Origin of the sequence: Variovorax sp. Varisp41, from assembly GCF_047325085.1 — a bacterium.
GTDB lineage: Bacteria > Pseudomonadota > Gammaproteobacteria > Burkholderiales > Burkholderiaceae_C > Variovorax.
The window spans coordinates 6,304,705-6,320,531 of sequence record NZ_CP168540.1; the positions used below are offsets into that span (position 1 = coordinate 6,304,705).

The 15,827-nt window shown below is 65.2% G+C and carries 14 protein-coding genes, 1 tRNA gene and 1 pseudogene; 6 read left to right on the forward strand and 10 right to left on the reverse strand.

Annotated elements, in window-relative coordinates; genetic code table 11:
- Window positions 1–156 precede the first annotated feature (156 nt).
- Entirely contained in the window at window positions 157–444 is a 288-nt protein-coding gene (locus ACEN9J_RS29295; protein ID WP_413762754.1) for a hypothetical protein, read from the forward strand.
- A 429-nt stretch (window positions 445–873) separates the two neighbouring features.
- Here the strand turns inward: ACEN9J_RS29295 and ACEN9J_RS29300 are convergent, their stop codons facing one another.
- Window positions 874–2,733, reverse strand: coding sequence for a DNA/RNA helicase domain-containing protein (locus ACEN9J_RS29300; RefSeq protein WP_413762755.1), 1,860 nt, complete (start codon window positions 2,731–2,733; stop codon window positions 874–876).
- Window positions 2,730–3,137, reverse strand: coding sequence for a nucleotide pyrophosphohydrolase (locus ACEN9J_RS29305; RefSeq protein WP_413762756.1), 408 nt, complete (start codon window positions 3,135–3,137; stop codon window positions 2,730–2,732). The genes ACEN9J_RS29300 and ACEN9J_RS29305 overlap by 4 nt, the downstream gene beginning before the upstream one ends.
- Window positions 3,138–3,294: 157 nt before the next feature.
- Here ACEN9J_RS29305 and ACEN9J_RS29310 point away from each other — a divergent pair, with 157 nt between their 5' ends.
- Entirely contained in the window at window positions 3,295–4,131 is an 837-nt protein-coding gene (locus ACEN9J_RS29310) for an HNH endonuclease (protein ID WP_413762757.1), read from the forward strand.
- A 27-nt stretch (window positions 4,132–4,158) separates the two neighbouring features.
- Here ACEN9J_RS29310 and ACEN9J_RS29315 read toward each other — a convergent pair whose 3' ends face one another.
- The 7 genes and pseudogenes from ACEN9J_RS29315 to ACEN9J_RS29345 all read right to left on the reverse strand — a co-directional run bounded on the left by ACEN9J_RS29315 (window position 4,159) and on the right by ACEN9J_RS29345 (window position 11,387).
- Window positions 4,159–4,647: a DUF4124 domain-containing protein gene (locus tag ACEN9J_RS29315; protein ID WP_413762758.1), complete on the reverse strand. Its 489-nt coding sequence runs from the start codon at window positions 4,645–4,647 to the stop codon at window positions 4,159–4,161.
- A 78-nt stretch (window positions 4,648–4,725) separates the two neighbouring features.
- Window positions 4,726–4,801 (reverse strand) — tRNA-Thr (locus tag ACEN9J_RS29320).
- Window positions 4,802–4,826: 25 nt separating this feature from the next.
- Window positions 4,827–5,840 (reverse strand): class 1 fructose-bisphosphatase, encoded by a 1,014-nt coding sequence (locus ACEN9J_RS29325; RefSeq protein ID WP_057594915.1) that lies wholly within the window; start codon window positions 5,838–5,840, stop codon window positions 4,827–4,829.
- Between the two features lie 43 nt (window positions 5,841–5,883).
- A pseudogene (gene pepN, locus ACEN9J_RS29330) lies at window positions 5,884–8,601 on the reverse strand (aminopeptidase N).
- The gene (locus ACEN9J_RS29335) at window positions 8,585–9,271 is read right to left on the reverse strand and encodes an HAD family hydrolase (RefSeq protein WP_057594913.1); all 687 of its coding nucleotides are present in this window, start codon (window positions 9,269–9,271) and stop codon (window positions 8,585–8,587) included. The pseudogene pepN and the gene ACEN9J_RS29335 overlap by 17 nt, the downstream one beginning before the upstream one ends.
- Window positions 9,272–9,320: 49 nt before the next feature.
- A protein-coding gene (gene prfB / locus ACEN9J_RS29340) for a peptide chain release factor 2 (protein WP_172705610.1) occupies window positions 9,321–10,425 on the reverse strand; the annotation gives its coding sequence in 2 pieces (ribosomal slippage) (window positions 9,321–10,343 and window positions 10,345–10,425; 1,104 coding nt in all).
- Window positions 10,426–10,607: 182 nt separating this feature from the next.
- Window positions 10,608–11,387 carry a MetQ/NlpA family ABC transporter substrate-binding protein gene (locus ACEN9J_RS29345; RefSeq protein WP_413764634.1) on the reverse strand — a complete coding sequence of 260 codons (780 nt, stop codon included), beginning with the start codon at window positions 11,385–11,387 and terminating at the stop codon, window positions 10,608–10,610.
- Window positions 11,388–11,604: 217 nt separating this feature from the next.
- Between ACEN9J_RS29345 and ACEN9J_RS29350 the strand changes: the two genes are divergently transcribed.
- From ACEN9J_RS29350 to ACEN9J_RS29365, 4 genes are read left to right on the forward strand one after another with little or no spacing between them, the layout of a single operon-like run.
- Window positions 11,605–12,489 (forward strand): methionine ABC transporter ATP-binding protein, encoded by an 885-nt coding sequence (locus tag ACEN9J_RS29350; RefSeq protein WP_413762759.1) that lies wholly within the window; start codon window positions 11,605–11,607, stop codon window positions 12,487–12,489.
- Entirely contained in the window at window positions 12,482–13,144 is a 663-nt protein-coding gene (locus tag ACEN9J_RS29355; protein WP_093340247.1) for a methionine ABC transporter permease, read from the forward strand. Before ACEN9J_RS29350 ends, ACEN9J_RS29355 begins: the two co-directional genes overlap by 8 nt.
- 53 nt (window positions 13,145–13,197) lie before the next feature.
- On the forward strand, window positions 13,198–14,022 hold the full coding sequence (locus ACEN9J_RS29360) for a MetQ/NlpA family ABC transporter substrate-binding protein (protein ID WP_057594908.1): 825 nt from the start codon (window positions 13,198–13,200) through the stop codon (window positions 14,020–14,022).
- Between the two features lie 30 nt (window positions 14,023–14,052).
- Entirely contained in the window at window positions 14,053–14,424 is a 372-nt protein-coding gene (locus tag ACEN9J_RS29365) for a hypothetical protein (RefSeq protein WP_413762760.1), read from the forward strand.
- A gap of 43 nt (window positions 14,425–14,467) precedes the next feature.
- On the opposite strand, the gene ACEN9J_RS29370 is transcribed toward ACEN9J_RS29365, so the two are convergent.
- Window positions 14,468–15,826 carry an LLM class flavin-dependent oxidoreductase gene (locus ACEN9J_RS29370; protein WP_413762761.1) on the reverse strand — a complete coding sequence of 453 codons (1,359 nt, stop codon included), beginning with the start codon at window positions 15,824–15,826 and terminating at the stop codon, window positions 14,468–14,470.
- Between the last annotated feature and the right edge of the window lies 1 nt (window position 15,827).

Sequence of the window (15,827 nt, forward strand, 5' to 3'; positions counted from 1 at the left end):
GCCCTCGTTCTCTCCCTACATTCCAAGGGGTCCCGTCCTCCGCGAGCATCCATAGCAAGCGCGAAGGCGAGGCACAAAAGACGACGGCCGAGGTGCGCTAACACCCCGGCCGTCTAACCAAGTGACGTGCAAAGCTTTGGAAAGAGAGCACACCAAATGGCTGACGAGATTATGGCCGGCGTCCCCGCGCCCTCCGCGTTCATCCCGCCCACCGCGCCGGATGCATTCGATCTACTCGAGAACAAGTTGTCTCAGCTGCATGCGCTGCTGAGCAGTTGCTACGGCATGGGCAGCGACTGGTTCGAGGAGATAGGCCCGAGGCGGCGCGACATGATGATGTGGATCGCCTCGGACCTCACGCGCGACGCCGAAGACTTGCTGCAGGAGGTGGCGCCTCAGGTGCTGCGCGGCCCGGGCGCGTCCAGCAGCCCAGGCGCTGCTTGATCTCGCGCAAGCGCAGCGAGTGGGCCGAGAGAAATTCCGGCCCCGCATCTTCCTTGGATGCGCCGCGATAGCTGATCGGCCCGATGTCGTCGTTCGACGCGCGCGGCCCCGTGTGGCAGGCCGGCGAGCAGTAGCGGCAGCCATTGACCTGTCGATAGAACGCCCGCGCCGTCTGCATCGCCGAACGGCAGTCCTCGTGCCAGTCGAGCGACAGCGTGTTCACCGGATGCGGCCAAAAAATGCACCCCTGTGCGTGTACCTCATGGTCGCCATTGAGTTGTGCGGTCTTGTTGACGCAGTACTGTGGCATTTCGATCCTCTTGGCCCCTTTGCTTGGGGAGGATCGTAGGAGGGAGAGGCGGGGAGGTGAACGTCACTCCGGGTGATTGACATTTGTGGCCCGCTTCCATACGGGTCAAGCAAACGCTGTCAGTGTCCGGAAATTCGAGATCTAAAGTATTCAGTCGTCTCAGCGTCGCTGCAGTAGATGTAGCAGCCCTTCATGCCACGCGTCATGAGCGTACGGTAGGTGTTCTTGATGATCAGAGCAGCCAAGGCCTTGGCCTTTTCGGGCGTGGCCTTCACCTGTGTCTTATAGCCGCGCAACGTCTTGTCGTGACGGTCCCGCGCTTCAGGCACGGTGACGACTTCGCCATCTCGCACGATCAGATCGGGGCCGATGATCACGCCGATGTACTCGACTTCGAGGCCTTGGCAGGTATGGATACAGCCGACTTCGTTGATCGAGTTGGGCGCGACGATCCACAAGCTGCCATCGACATCCAAGTTCCAGCGCCTGCGATAGTCCGAGCCGATCACGATGTCGAAGGATTGCGGGCTCTTCTTGCTGGTCCAAGGCCAGCAGTAGCCGGCAACCACGCGGGCGGCATTCGTCGAGTTCTTTTGCTCGATGGCGGCGTGGAGCGCGCCGGGTGTATCGAAGACACGGAATTCGAAGCTCGTATCCGTGAGCGTCTTGTTGGCGGTTTCGCGAACGTCGAGCGTGTTGTCGAGCCAAGCGATGTAGCCGTCCGATCCGCTGCACCTGAACTGAGAGGCTAGTTCGTGTTCGAGCAACTCGGCACCTTTGCCGCCGCCGAAGCCGCGGATCGCTTCCTTGGTGCCGATGTCGCTCATCGCGACACGCTGGTCCTCATCGATGAAGAACACAGTGCACTTGGAAGCAGCGACCAATTCCTTGATTTGGTTTTCGCCGAGGTTGCCGTAGAGGCCACTCTTTTCGTTCAGCCGGTGAGCTTCGTCCACGATCAGGACGTCGAAGGTATTGGCAGGCGTATCGATGAAACCGCCAGAGCCTACGAATAGATTCGAGTACTGAGTGCGCCGCATCGTGCCTGCCAGCTTGCTCTCGTACACCCGCCGGGGTGCGGCGTTCTTAGAGACGTACTTGCAGTTGAGCCCCGCGCTCGTCAGCGCGACCAGTGCGTTGATGGCCAAGACCGTTTTGCCGGTCCCTGGTCCTCCTTCGACGATCACTACCTTGGGATGCGTTGCAGATGCGGAGCGACCGGCCGCCAAGATGTGCTCGTACGCTTCCTTCTGATCGTCGATCAGGATGAACTCGGCGTTTCCTTTGAGCAGTCCCGCCAAGCTATCGCTCAAAGCCTTCGACGGTCGAATCCTTCCGTTGACCAGCTCATACAGGACTTTCGGATCGCCGTACTTGATGTGCTGCTTGATGAAGGTCCGCAGTTGGCTGCGCTCGGTCTCGCCCTTGAGGAACAGCGGGGCCTTCTCGATGTAGCCAGCGTAGTGATCGGAATCGATCACGCCATCGCGTTCGTAGTTGTGCAGGTATGCGCAGGCCTGGACGTCGATATCGCCCGTGTGCACCGCTTCGTTGAAGCCTTCGAGCAGGGAGGCGTACGACCATGCTTGGTAGGAAGGGTGGACTACTTCGCGCTGGCCCTTGCCCAAATAGGTGGTGACCAGGGCATCCTTGGTGGAAGCCCGCACCTTCTCCCATTGCTTCAGCTCGACGATCACGACCTTCTTTGATTGAGCGGCGTCGCGACCCGTGAGGCTGATGTCGATGCGCTTGGAACTCTGCGGGATGTGAAGCTCGACTGCGACGCCCACGTCATCAGGGATCAACGGGTCGCGAAGAACCTTCGACATGTAGCCCAAGGATTCTTTCCACGCGCGCATCTCTGCCGTGGGAACCTTGCGGCCTGTCACGCTGTGGTACTTGCCGAGGATGACGTCTTCGATGTCCCTGTCGTCGTTGTCGCTGAGGAACTGACCTTTGCTGGCTTCGTAGACGATCACTGCGAGCTCGCTCCGCGTTCCTTGGTGGCCTTCTTGCTGCTGCCGCGGACTTTGTCGGCGGGGTAGCGGAGTTCGTTGGCTTCGAGCTTTTGCTGCACGGCGGCATTCAGGTCCACGCCCAAGACCGAGGACAGGCGCACGAGGTAGAGCAGAACGTCGGCGAGTTCATCCTGTACCGCCTGCGCGGTCTGCGGATCGGTCCCAGCCTTGATGGATGCCTTTTCGGTCATCCATTGAAAGATCTCGTTGAGCTCGCCGACTTCGCCGGTCAAAGCCATGACGAGGTTCTTGGGTGAGTGGAACTGCGTCCAATCGCGCGCTGCTGCGAATGCTTCGAGTTCTTTTGCAAGACGTTGAACATCAACCAGCGGGGGCTGGTGTGGCTCGCCATGAAGGTCGCTCACGTCTCACCTTTCCTGTGCTTCACAAGGCGTGTCTGGCGCTGACACGTACTTGCTCACGGCCGCTCTGGCTCGGTGGGTTTTGAGGATGATCGTTAAAGTATATTTCTAATCATTAACGAATTCGATCCACGAGCGCCCGCGGCAGAAAGATCAGTCCGTGCCTGAGCCAAGTGCTGTCCTGCCTTCCTTTGAGGTTGGAAGAATCTATAACCGTCTAACGGACCTCCATGGACCATTTGGAGGCAGCCAGCGAAGCGGCATCTCGCCCTCGAAAAACTTCCCGGTTATTTTTTTGTTTACCGGCGAGAGCGGAAATCGACATGGCTATGCCGACGTACCGCTGGCAGACGGCAGCTTCCTATACACAGGCGAGGGCCAGCAGGCAGACATGGTGTTGAAGCGGGGCAATCTCGCGATCCTCAACCATTCGTTGAACGCTCGCGCGCTTCATCTGTTTCAGTCACCGGGCAAAGGAAAAGGGCAGCAATACCTGGGTGAGTTCGTCTATGACAGCCACACATGGACAGATGCTGAGGACACCAACGGTGCGAAGCGCAAGGCGATCGTCTTCAAACTCGTGCCGGTTTCGAGGTTGGAACACAGTGACCTTGTAGACGTGGATCAGCTATCCACAGTCCCTTCGTTGAAAGAGGCCAGAGAACGAGCCGTTGCCGCAGCAAAGGCAGATGGCTCTCAAGTTGGCAAGTCAAGCCATCGCACTGTCTACGAGCGCAGCCGAGCGGTTCGCGACTATGTGCTTCTGCGCGCTGCGGGGCACTGTGAACTTTGCGAGCAGCCAGCACCGTTCAAACGGAAGGGCGGGGATCACTACTTGGAACCCCACCACACTACCCGTGTTTCAGACGGCGGCCCTGACCATCCTCGATTCGTCGCGGCGCTTTGCCCGACCTGCCACCGCGAGGTGCACTATGGTGAGCACGCCAAGTTGAAGAACGACGGGCTTATCGAAAAACTGCGCAGCATCGAGCGATAACGCGAGTGCTCGTTGGCCCGTGCAGGGCTAGCACTTCAAATCGAAGAAGCGCTTGCGCGCCTTGTAGAGCTCTACATCTGCTCTGGCCTTCGCTTCTGCCTTCGCCTGGTTTGCATCGGCTTCGAGCGAAGGCATTAGGCGATCAAGATGGCTGCATTGCGCCTGATCACTCGCCGGAAGGTTCACGCGGCGGCGAGCGACGTTCATCTCGTCGTGTGTGCGTCCGTGTAAGGGGCGCAGGGCGCTGTCGAACTGACGATGAAACTCGTCTTGCTGAACTTCGCGGCCCTTGCGAGAGCTCCCGCCCATCTTGTCCATGCCTTGGGTCGGCGTTGCATCGATGACTTTGGCGCCTACACAGGGAGCGTCTGAGTAAGAGACTTTGCCGTTTGCCTCGCATCGGTAGACCTTGGGCTGGGCGTAAGCCGACGAAGCGCTGAGCAGATGCAGGGCGACGGCGATGACACCGACGAAGAGCCCGCCCTTGGGCAAAGAGGTGTGAAACACGCGCGTCATATGAATCGAGCTACGAGACATGAGGCTGCCACAAGGAAAAAAGCCCCGCTATCTTTTCAATAGCGGGGCTTTTCAGATTGGTGCCGGAGAGATGAATCGAACACCCGACCTTCTCATTACGAATGAGCTGCTCTACCGACTGAGCTACACCGGCGAAGCCTTCAATTATAGCGAGGTTTTCAGTCCTTTTGAGCGTGGTACTGGGTCAAACGCTCGACTTCGTTTCGCGAACCCAACATCACGCTGACGCGCTCGTGCAGCTTGGTGGGCTGCAGGTCGAGGATGCGCTGCTTGCCGTTGGTGGCGGCGCCGCCGGCCTGTTCCACCAGCCAGCTCATGGGGTTGGCCTCGTACATCAGGCGCAGCTTGCCGGCCTTCTCGGGCTCGCGCTTGTCCCAGGGGTACATGAACACGCCGCCGCGCATCAGGATGCGGTGCACGTCGGCCACCATGCTGGCGATCCAGCGCATGTTGAAGTCCTTGCCGCGCGGGCCTTCCTTGCCGGCCAGGCATTCGTCGATGTAGCGCTTCACGGGCTCGTCCCAGTGGCGCATGTTGCTCATGTTGATCGCGAATTCCTTGGTGTCGGGCGGAATCTGGATGTCTTCCTGGGTCAGCACGAAGCTGCCCTGCTCGCGATCGAGGGTGAACATGGCGACGCCGTTGCCCACGGTCAGCACGAGGGTGGTCTGCGGGCCGTAGATGCAGTAGCCGGCGGCCACCTGCTGGGTGCCGGCCTGGAGGAAGTCGCCCTCCTGCACGCCGGGGTGGCCCTCGGGCTTCTTGAGCACGCTGAAGATGGTGCCGATGCTGACGTTGACGTCGATGTTGCTGCTGCCGTCGAGCGGGTCGAACATGAGCAGGTACTCGCCCTGCGGGTAGCGGTTGGGCACGACGTAGATGCTGTCCATCTCCTCGCTGGCCATGGCGGCGAGGTGGCCGCCCCATTCGTTGGCTTCGATCAGCACCTCGTTGGCGATGATGTCCAGCTTCTTCTGGATCTCGCCCTGCACGTTCTCGCTCTCGGCGGTGCCGAGCACGCCGCCCAGGGCGCCCTTGTTGACGGCCTGGCTGATGCTCTTGCAGGCACGGGCCACCACTTCGAGCAGCAGCCGCAGCTGGCCGGGGATGAGGCCGTCGGCGCGCTGCTGTTCGACGAGGTAGCGGGTGAGGGAAATCTTCTGTTGAGCCATGAGGGTTCTTCGGTTTCTCTTCGATGCGTTGCTTGTGTGCGGATCAGCTGCCGGCCAGGGCGCGGGTCACGACCTCGTGGGTGTCCTTGCTCAGGTCGGGCTTGGCGGCCACGCGCGCGATTGCTTAGCGCGCGGCGCTGCGGTAGGGCTCGGCGAGCTTGCTCCAGCGGTCGAGGGCGCGCGCGAGGCGGGCGGCCACCTGGGGGTTGAGGGCGTCGAGCTCGATGACGCGCTCGCTCCAGAACACGTAGCCGGCGGCGTCGGGGCGGTGGAAGGCGCCGGGGTTGGCGCTGCAGTAGCTGAAGATGACGCTGCGCGCGCGGTTGGGGTTCTTCAGCGAGAAGTCGGGGTGCTTCATGAGCTGCTTCACCAGCGGCAGGATGTCGCCGCCGCGGTCGCTGGCGCCGGCTTGCAGCGAGAACCACTTGTCGATGACCAGGGCCTCGTTCTTGAACAGCGCATGGAAGCGTGCGAGCGCCTGCGCGGCCAGGGTGTGGCCCGAAGAGACGAGGGCGTTGAGCGCGTTGAAGCGGTCGGTCATGTTGCCCGCGTCCTTGAAGCGCTGCAGGGTCTTGCCGGGCCAGACGGTGTCGCCCGACGAGCGCGCGGCCAGGCACAGGAAGTTGAGCGCCATGCCGGCCAGGGCGCGGCGGCCCGAGCTCAGCGGATCGGGGCTGTAGGCGCCGGTGTCGTGGTGCGCCTCGTAGGCCTGCTGCCAGTCGCTGAACAGGGCGGTGGCGAGCTGGGCGCGCATGGCTTCGCGCACGAGGTGCACGCGCTGCGGATCGACCACGTCGAGCTGCTCGGCGATGTAGGTTTCCGACGGCAGGGTGAGCACCAGCTCCTTGAAGGCCGGGTCGAGCTGCGGATGGCGCAGCACGCTGCGCATGGCCTCGAGGTAGGCCTCGCCGAGCACCGGGGTGGTGTCGGTGGCCAGCGCGGCGATGCCCTGCAGCGCGGCGCGCAGGCCCAGGCGCTGGCCAGCTTCCCAGCGGTTGAAGGGATCGGGGTCGTTGGCCAGCAGGGTCAGCAGCTGGGCGTCGCTGTACTCGAAGTCGAGGATCACCGGCGCGCTGAAGCCGCGCAGGATCGAGGGCACGGGCTCGGCGTCGAGGTTGGTGAAGGTGAACTGTTCGCCGGCGCGCGACAGCACCAGGGTGCGGGTGCCGGCGCTGCCTTCGGCCTCGCCCTCGAGCTGCACGGGCAGCTCGCGGCCGCTGGCGTCGAGCAGGCCGAGGTTGAGCGGGATGACGAACGGTTCCTTGTTGGGCTGGCCCGGGGTGGGCGGGCAGCTCTGCAGCACGCTGAGGGTGTAGCTGCGGTTGGCGCTGTCGTACACGCCGCTGGCCTTCAGCCGCGGGGTGCCGGCCTGGCTGTACCAGCGCTTGAACTGGGGCAACAGGCGCGCGAGTTCGGAGTCGGGGTTGGCGTCGGCGATGGCCTGGGCGAAGTCGTCGCAGGTCACGGCCTGGCCGTCGTGGCGCTCGAAGTAGAGGGTGATGCCCTTCTCGAAGCCCTTGCGGCCCACCAGGGTCTGCATCATGCGCACGACCTCGGCACCCTTCTCGTAGATGGTGACGGTGTAGAAGTTGCTGATCTCGATGTAGCTGTCGGGCCGCACCGGGTGGGCCATGGGGCCGGCGTCCTCGGGGAACTGGGCGGTGCGCAGCACGCGCACGTCTTCGATGCGCTTGACGGCGCGCGCCGAGGCGTCGGCGCACAGGTCCTGGCTGAACTCCTGGTCGCGGAAGACGGTGAGGCCTTCCTTCAGCGAGAGCTGGAACCAGTCGCGGCAAGTCACGCGGTCGCCCGACCAGTTGTGGAAGTACTCGTGGCCGACCACGCTCTCGATGTTGCTGTAGTCGGCGTCGGTGGCCGTGGCCTGGTTGGCCAGAACGTACTTCGTGTTGAAGATGTTCAGGCCCTTGTTCTCCATGGCGCCCATGTTGAAGTCGCTGGTGGCCACGATCATGAAGCGGTCGAGGTCCAGCGGCAGGCCGAAGCGGGCCTCGTCCCACAGCACCGAGTTGATCAGCGAGTTCATCGCGTGCTCGGTCTTGTCGAGGTCGCCGGCGCGCACGTACACCTGCAGCAGGTGTTCCTTGCCGCTGCGCGCCTTGATGCGCTGCTCGCGCGCCACCAGCTTGCCCGCGACCAGCGCGAACAGGTAGCTGGGCTTCTTGAAGGGGTCGACCCACTTGGCGAAGTGGCGGCCCTCGGGCAGGTCGCCGTGCTCGACCAGGTTGCCGTTCGACAGCAGCACCGGGTAGGCGGCCTTGGCGGCGCGCAGGGTGACGGTGTACATCGCCATCACGTCGGGCCGGTCGAGGAAGTAGGTGATGCGGCGGAAGCCCTCGGCCTCGCACTGCGTGAAGAAGGTGTCCTCGCTCACGAACAGGCCCATCAGCTTGGTGTTCTTGATGGGGCAGCAGGTGGTGAAGAGCTCGAGCTCGAACGAGCCTTCTTCGGCCGAGGGCAGGCCGTCGAGCACGAGCTGGTCGCCTTCCATGCGGAACGAGGCGCCCTGGCCGTTGACGAGCACGCGCGCGAGGTTGAGCTCGTCGCCGTCCAGGCGCAGCGGCTGCGCCGGCACGTCGGGGTTGCGGCGCAGGCGCATGCGGTTGAGCACGCGGGTCTTGGCCGGGTCGAGGTCGAAGGTGAGGTCGACGGTGTCGATCCAGAAGGCCGGCGGTGCGTAGTCTTCGCGGCGGATGGCGTTCGGTGCGGCTTGGGCACCGCTGAAATCAGGCAGCAACGGCATCGAGGGTCTCCAGAAAATTCGAATGGGCGAGTTCGTTGTAGTCGCGCACGGCGGCGATCACGTGGGGGCCGGCGAGCTCGGCGGCGCTGTGGGTGCTGCACACGGCCACGGCGCGCATGCCACCGCGGCGCGCGGCCTCGATGCCGAAGGGGGCGTCCTCGAACACGATGCAGCGTTCGGGCGCCACGCCGATGCGGCGCGCGGCCTCGAGAAAGATGGCGGGCGTGGGCTTGCCGCTGAAGCCTTCGTCGCCGCCGACGATGGCCAGCGGCAGCGGGTCCATCTTCAGGCGCGACATGGCGAACTCGATGTTGTGGCGGTCGCCCGCGGTGCCCACGGCCACCTTCAGGCCGCGCGCGACGGCGGCCCTGGCGAAGGCGGTGAAGCCGGCGACTTCGGTGAAGTTGTCGCTGAACATCGCGCGGTAGATCTCTTCCTTCTCGTGCACCAGCGCCTGGCACTCGTCATCGGACAGCTCGCGCTCGAACAGCTCGCGCATGCACTCGGCGCCGGTGCGGCCCGTGGTGCGCGCGAGGATGTCGCTCACGTCGAGCACCAGGCCGTGGCGCGCCACGAACTCGACCCACGAGCGCGCATGCCAGGGCATGGAGTCGATCATGGTGCCGTCCATGTCGAAGATCAGGGCTTCGACCTTGCCGTTGAGGTTCATGCGGGGCTGCGCGGGTGGTTGCGGTGGTGACGAAAAGGAGGAGGCGGGATCAGACGCCCTGCTTGAGCGAGGCTTCGATGAACACGTCGAGGTCGCCGTCGAGCACCTTCTGGGTGGCCGAGATCTCGACGTTGGTGCGCAGGTCCTTGATGCGGCTGTTGTCCAGCACGTAGCTGCGGATCTGGTGGCCCCAGCCCACGTCGGTCTTGCTGTCCTCGAGCTTCTGCTGCTCTTCCATGCGCTTGCGCATCTCGTGGTCGTACAGGCGCGAACGCAGGCGCTTCCACGCCACGTCGCGGTTGCTGTGCTGGCTGCGGCCGTCCTGGCACTGCACCACGATGCCGGTCGGGATGTGCGTGAGGCGCACGGCCGAGTCGGTCTTGTTGATGTGCTGGCCGCCCGCGCCGCTGGCACGGAAGGTGTCGGTGCGCACGTCCGCCGGGTTGATCTCGATCTCGATGGAGTCGTCGATCTCGGGGTAGACGAAGATGCTCGCGAAGCTGGTGTGGCGCCCGCCCGAGGAGTCGAACGGCGACTTGCGCACGAGGCGGTGCACGCCGGTCTCGGTGCGCAGCAGGCCGAAGGCGTAGTCGCCCTCGACCTTGATGGTCGCGCTCTTGATGCCGGCGGTGTCGCCCGGGGTCTCGTCCTCGAGCTGGATCTTGAAGCCCTTGCGCTCGGCGTACTTGGTGTACTGGCGCAGCAGCATGCTGGCCCAGTCGCAGGCCTCGGTGCCGCCGGCGCCGGCCTGGATGTCGACGAAGGCGTTCAGCGGGTCGGCCGGGTTGTTGAACATCCGGCGGAACTCGAGCTGCTTGATGTCGGTTTCGAGCGTGGCGGCGTCATCGGCGATGGCCTGCAGGCCGTCGACGTCGCCTTCCTCCTTCGACATCTCGTAGAGCTCGGTGTTGTCCGCGAGGCCGCTGGTGAGGCGGTCGAGCGTGACGACGACGTCGTCGAGCGACTTCTTTTCCTTGCCCAGCTCCTGGGCCTTCTTGGGGTCGTTCCAGACGTTGGGATCTTCGAGCGATGCGTTGACCGTCCTCAGACGTTCGGCTTTGGCATCGTAGTCAAAGATACCTCCGGAGATCCACGGTCCGGGCGCTCAGGTCCGCAAGCGTTGCGCCGATCTGGTTGATTTGTTCTGCGTCCATGGGGTGGTCCTGACTGTGTGGGTTGGCGAGGGGAGGAGAGGCGTGCCCTCCAGGGAACCCGCCATTTTCTCACGGGTGGCGGATGACCCCATGGGCAGTGCCATTCCAGTGCCGCCAAAGGCGAAAAGCCCCCTGGGCGCGGCGCGCGCAGGGGGGCCGGGAGGGCGCGTGGGGCGGCGGCGTCAGAACGCGGGAACCAGCGCGCCCTTGAACTGCGTCTCGATGAAGCTCCTGACCTCGGGCGACTGGTAGGCCGCCACGAGGCGTTTGGCCCAGGGCTTGTCCTTGTCGGCGCGGCGCACGGCGATCAGGTTGGCGTAGGGGCCTTTGGGCGATTCCTTGATGACGGCGTCCTTGTTGAACGAGAGGCCGGCCTTCTCGGCGTAGTCGTTGTTGATGGCGGCGATCGCGAGGTCGTCGAGCGAGCGCGGCAGCTGCGCGGCGTCGAGCGACACCAGCTTGAGCTTCTTGGGGTTGGTCACCACGTCGAGCGGGGTGGCGGTGTTGTTCTTCACGGCCTCGGGTTTGAGCGTGATCAGGCCGGCCTGCTGCAGCAGCAACAGCGCGCGGTTGCCGTTCGACGGGTCGTTCTGGATGCCGACCGCGGCGCCCTCGGACAGCTGGTCGATGCTCTTGAGCTTCTTCGAATAGAAGCCCAGCGGCGCGGTGATGGTCAGGCCCACGGGCACGAGGTCGAAGCCGCGCGCCTTGATCTGGTTGTCGAGGAAGGGCTGGTGCTGGAAGGCGTTGGCGTCGAGGTCGCCGGCCGCGAGCGCGGCATTGGGCAGTTGGTAGTCGTTGAAGACCACGACCTGGACCGTGAGGCCGTCCTTGGCGGCGACCTTCTTCACCACCTCGAAGATCTGCTCGGCGTTGCCGACCGAGATGCCGACCTTGACGGTGTTCTTGTTGTCCTGGGCCTGGGCGCCGCCGGCGATGCCGCCGAGGAGGGAAGCCGCCAGGGTGGCGGCAAGGAGGCCGCGGCGGCGGAGCCCCTGCTCGCTTTATGGTGTATGTGGTTGAAGGTTGGCGCCTTCTTATGTGATTTCGGGAATAAGCATCGCCCGATTTGTTCGTTCCCTTTCGATGCCTTTCTTTTCATACTCGCCACCTTTTTGCGAATCCGTGGCCGGTGTTCCTGTTGGCGGCCGCGCGCATCCGTTCCTTGGTTCCCCAGACATGAGCAACCCATCGTCCGACCCGGCCCGCGGCAGCGCGGAACCGGTCATCCGCCTCCAGTCGGTGCAGAAGTCCTTCGCGCTGCCCAGCGGCGAGGTCTTCGACGCCGTGCAATCGCTGTCGCTCGACATCCAGCAGGGCGACGTGTTCGGCCTGATCGGCAAGAGCGGCGCCGGCAAGTCGACCCTTCTGCGCCTGATCAACCTGCTCGAGCGGCCCGACGCGGGCCGCGTGCTGGTCGGCGGGCGCGACCTGACGACGCTGTCGCGCCGCGAGCTGCGCGACACGCGCCAGAACATCGGCATGATCTTCCAGCAGTTCAACCTGCTGCAGAACGCCACGGTGTTCGACAACGTGGCCTTCCCGCTGAAGATCCACGGCCGCCACTCGCGCGCCGAGATCGACGCCCGCGTGCGCGAATGCCTGGCGCTGGTGGGCCTGTCGGAAAAGATCGACACCTACCCGGCCCAGCTCTCGGGCGGCCAGAAGCAGCGCGTGGCGATCGCCCGCGCGCTGGCGCCGCGCCCGCAGGTGCTGCTGTGCGACGAACCGACCTCGGCGCTCGACAGCGAGACCACGCGCTCGCTGCTCGAGACCTTGCGCGACATCAACCAGAAGATCGGCGTGACCATCGTGATCGTGACGCACGAGCTGTCGGTGGTCGAGGTGCTGTGCCGCAACGTGGCGATCCTCGAGAAGGGCCGGCTGGTCGAGCAGTTCGAGGTCGATGCCGCGCCGAGCGAGGCGCGCAAGACCGCGCTGGGCCGCGAGATCGACGAGCTGGTGCGGCGCCGCGAACGCGATGCTCGCGAAGCGCGCGAGGCTGCTTCGGCCAGCGCCTCGGTGTCCACGCAGCGCGGCGCGCTGGAGGTGGCCTATGTTTGAGAACATCGCCCCCATCCTTCCCGAGCTCTGGGTCGCCACCGGCCAGACCTTCATGATGCTGGCCATCGGCCTGTCGGCCGCGGTGCTGATCGGCGGGCCGCTGGGCATCCTGCTGTTCCTGCTCGGCCCGGGCCAGTCGCTCGCCAACCGGCCCGCGTTCCTGATCCTGAACTGGCTCGTGAACACGGTGCGCTCCTTCCCGTTCATCATCCTGCTGGTGGCGCTGGTGCCGTTCACGCGCATCATCGCGGGCACCTCGATCGGGCCGCTGGCCGCGGCGGTGCCGCTGTCCTTCGCGGCCATTCCCTATTTCGCGCGGCTGGTCGACCAGTGCCTGCGCGAGGTGCCGCGCGGCGTGATCGAGGCGGCCCATGCGATGGGCGCCTCGGAGCTGCAGATCGTCTGGCGCGTGCTGGTGGTCGAGGCCCGCTCGGGCCTGGTGCTGGCGCTCACGGTGCTGGCGGTGAGCTTCCTCTCCTACTCGGCGATCGCCGGCGTGGTGGGCGGCGGCGGCATCGGCGACCTGGCCATCCGCTACGGCTACTACCGCTTCCAGACCGACGTGATGGTGCTCACCGTGGCGCTGCTCGTGGTGCTGGTACAGATCCTGCAATTCGTCGGCAACACCGCGGCGCGCAGGCTCGACAAGCGTTGATTCGTTTCTTCTCCCGTTCCCTTTTCTCTTTCTTTCCTGCAAAGCCTTCCGTCATGACCACCGCACTGCTGCGCCGTTCCGTCCTCGCCCTGTCCCTCGCCGCGCTGTCGCTCGGCGGCCTCTCGCTGCCGGCGCAGGCGCAGGACGCCAAGAAGAACCTCACGATCGGCGGCACCGCCGGCTCGAACATCGACCAGCTCAAGCAAGGCATCGTGCCGATCCTCGAGAAGAAGGGCTACAAGGTGAAGCTGGTCGAATTCAACGATTACGTACAGCCCAACCTGGCGCTGGCCCAGGGTTCGCTCGACGCCAACTTCTTCCAGCACCAGGTCTACCTGAAGAAATTCGCGGCCGACCAGAAGCTGGACCTGGCCGAGCTGGTGCAGGGCCCGATCGCGCCACTGGGCGTGTACTCGACCAAGCGCAAGACGCTGGCCGACCTGAAGGACGGCGACCGCGTGACGCTGCCGAACGATCCGAGCAACCTGGCGCGCGCGCTGGTGCTGCTGGAGCAGAACAAGCTGATCACGATCAAGCAGGGCGTGGATCCGCTGCGCGCTTCCGAGAAGGACGTGGCCGACAACCCCAGGAAGCTGAAGTTCATTCCGCTCGAGGCTGCACAATTGCCGCGCTCGCTCGGCGACACCGAGTACGCGATCATCAACGGCAACTTCGCGATCTCCTCGGGCCTGAAGCTCACCGAAGCGGTGGTGCTCGAGAAGACGCCCGACTACTACCTGAATGTCGTGGCCGTGAAGACCGCGGACAAGAACACCGCCTGGGCCAAGGACCTCGTGGAGGCCTACCACTCGAAGGAGTTCAAGACGGTGGTCGATACCAAGTTCCAGGGCTACGCGAAGCCCAGCTTCCTGCAATAAACCAACTACTTTTCTGAGAGGGACCTTCCCATGCCCGTGCTGGCCGTGTTCGATGCGCAAGCGAGCTGGAGCGACACCCATGTGTGCGACGGCTGGATCACCGACCGGCTGGCCGCGCAGGGCGTGCGATGGGGGCGCGAGGACGCCCCCGCGCCCCTCGCGGGCGAGGAGGTTCGCGTGCTCGGGCAGGCCGGGTTGTTCTACGTGCCCGAGGGCGAGGGCTATCTGGGCCTGCTGCTCGAGGCCGGCGAATGGGTCGCGCTGCCGGTGGGGCGGGCCCGGGTGTTCTTCGACGACGGCGAGGGCGCGGACGATGCGCTGCCGCATGCGGCGCTGCCGGCGTTCGAGGCCTTCGTCGAAGAGGTGCTGTCGCTGACGGGGAACGACGCCGACGAGGGTTGAGGCCCGCCGCCGCTCCCCTGGGCGGCGTTTCTCCTTCTTCTTTCTAAGCCGCCAGGCGCTGCGCCGTCCGTCCTTCGGGCCGCGCCAGCCCCAGGTGATCGCGCAAGGTACGCCCCTCGTAATCGGTGCGGAACAGCCCGCGCTTCTGCAGGATCGGCACCACCCCGTCGACGAAATGCTCGAGCCCGTGCGGCAGCGCATCGGGCATGAGGTTGAAGCCGTCGGCCGCGCCGCCCTTGAACCAGTGCTCGATGTCGTCGGCGATCTGCTCGGGCGTGCCCACGATCACGCGGTGGCCGCCGCCGCCCGCGAGCTCGCGGATCAGCTGGCGCACCGTGTAGCCATGGGTGCGGCCGGCCGCCACCACCGCATTGAAGAAGGTGTGGTTACCGTTGCCATTGCCGGGCAGCGGCAGGTTCTCGGGCAGGCGCTCGTCGAGCTTCAGGCGATCGGGCGTGATGCCCAGCGTGCCCGCGATGCGCGTGAGGCTGTAGTCCCAGGGGATCAGGTCGACCAGCTCGTCGCGGCGGCGCAGCGCCTCGGCCTCGGTGCCGCCGACGATGGTGGTGAGGCCCGCGAGCACCTTCACCGCGTCGGGGCCGCGGCCCAGCTCGGCCGCGCGGGTCTTGAGGGCGCGCGCATAGGCCAGCGATTCCTCGAAGGACTGCGAGGCCGAGAACACGGCCTCGGCATGGCGCGAGGCGAGCTCGCGCCCGTCGGCCGAGGCGCCGGCCTGTACCAGCACCGGATGGCCCTGCGGCGCGCGCGGTAGGTTCAGCGGGCCCTGCACCGCGAAGTGCTCGCCGCGGTGCGCGATGGGGTGCACCCTGGTGGCGTCGACGAAGCTGCCCGTGGCCTTGTCGCCGACAAAGGCGCCGTCTTCCCAGCTGTCCCACAGCGCCTTCACGATGTCGGCGAACTCCGAGGCGCGCGCGTAGCGCTTCGCATGGTCGGGCGTGGCCTCGAGGCCGAAGTTGCGCGCCGAGGGCAGGTCGGCCGTGGTCACCATGTTCCAGCCCGCGCGGCCGTTGCTCACGTGGTCGAGCGTGGAGAAGCGGCGCGCGATGTTGTAGGGCTCGTTGTAGCTGGTCGAGGCGGTGGCGATCAGCCCGATGTGAGTGGTGGCCGCGGCCACGCAGGCCAGCAGGATGGTGGGCTCGAGCGCGGTGATCGGGCGGAAGTGGATCTGGTCGACGATGGCCGCGTTGTCGGCCAGGAAGATCGCGTCGAGCTTGCCCGCTTCCGCGATTCGCGCGGTGCGGATGTAGTGCTGGATGTCGGCGAAGGCCCAGGGGTCGGCCTCGGGCAGGCGCCAGGCCGAGGGCACGAAGCCCGAGTGCAGGATGTTGACGTTCAGGTGCAGCCGCCGGGGAGGCGCGCCGCGGGTGGTGGAGCCGCTCATG

Excerpts from the sequence above, each read along its gene's own strand:
- ACEN9J_RS29295 (WP_413762754.1), top strand. The coding sequence starts at position 157 with ATGGCTGACGAGATTATGGCCGGCGTCCCCGCGCCCTCCGCGTTCATC.
- ACEN9J_RS29315 (WP_413762758.1), bottom strand. The coding sequence starts at position 4,647 with ATGACGCGCGTGTTTCACACCTCTTTGCCCAAGGGCGGGCTCTTCGTC.
- ACEN9J_RS29325 (WP_057594915.1), bottom strand. The coding sequence starts at position 5,840 with ATGGCTCAACAGAAGATTTCCCTCACCCGCTACCTCGTCGAACAGCAG.
- ACEN9J_RS29335 (WP_057594913.1), bottom strand. The coding sequence starts at position 9,271 with ATGAACCTCAACGGCAAGGTCGAAGCCCTGATCTTCGACATGGACGGC.
- ACEN9J_RS29350 (WP_413762759.1), top strand. The coding sequence starts at position 11,605 with ATGAGCAACCCATCGTCCGACCCGGCCCGCGGCAGCGCGGAACCGGTC.
- ACEN9J_RS29355 (WP_093340247.1), top strand. The coding sequence starts at position 12,482 with ATGTTTGAGAACATCGCCCCCATCCTTCCCGAGCTCTGGGTCGCCACC.
- ACEN9J_RS29360 (WP_057594908.1), top strand. The coding sequence starts at position 13,198 with ATGACCACCGCACTGCTGCGCCGTTCCGTCCTCGCCCTGTCCCTCGCC.
- ACEN9J_RS29365 (WP_413762760.1), top strand. The coding sequence starts at position 14,053 with ATGCCCGTGCTGGCCGTGTTCGATGCGCAAGCGAGCTGGAGCGACACC.
- ACEN9J_RS29370 (WP_413762761.1), bottom strand. The coding sequence starts at position 15,826 with ATGAGCGGCTCCACCACCCGCGGCGCGCCTCCCCGGCGGCTGCACCTG.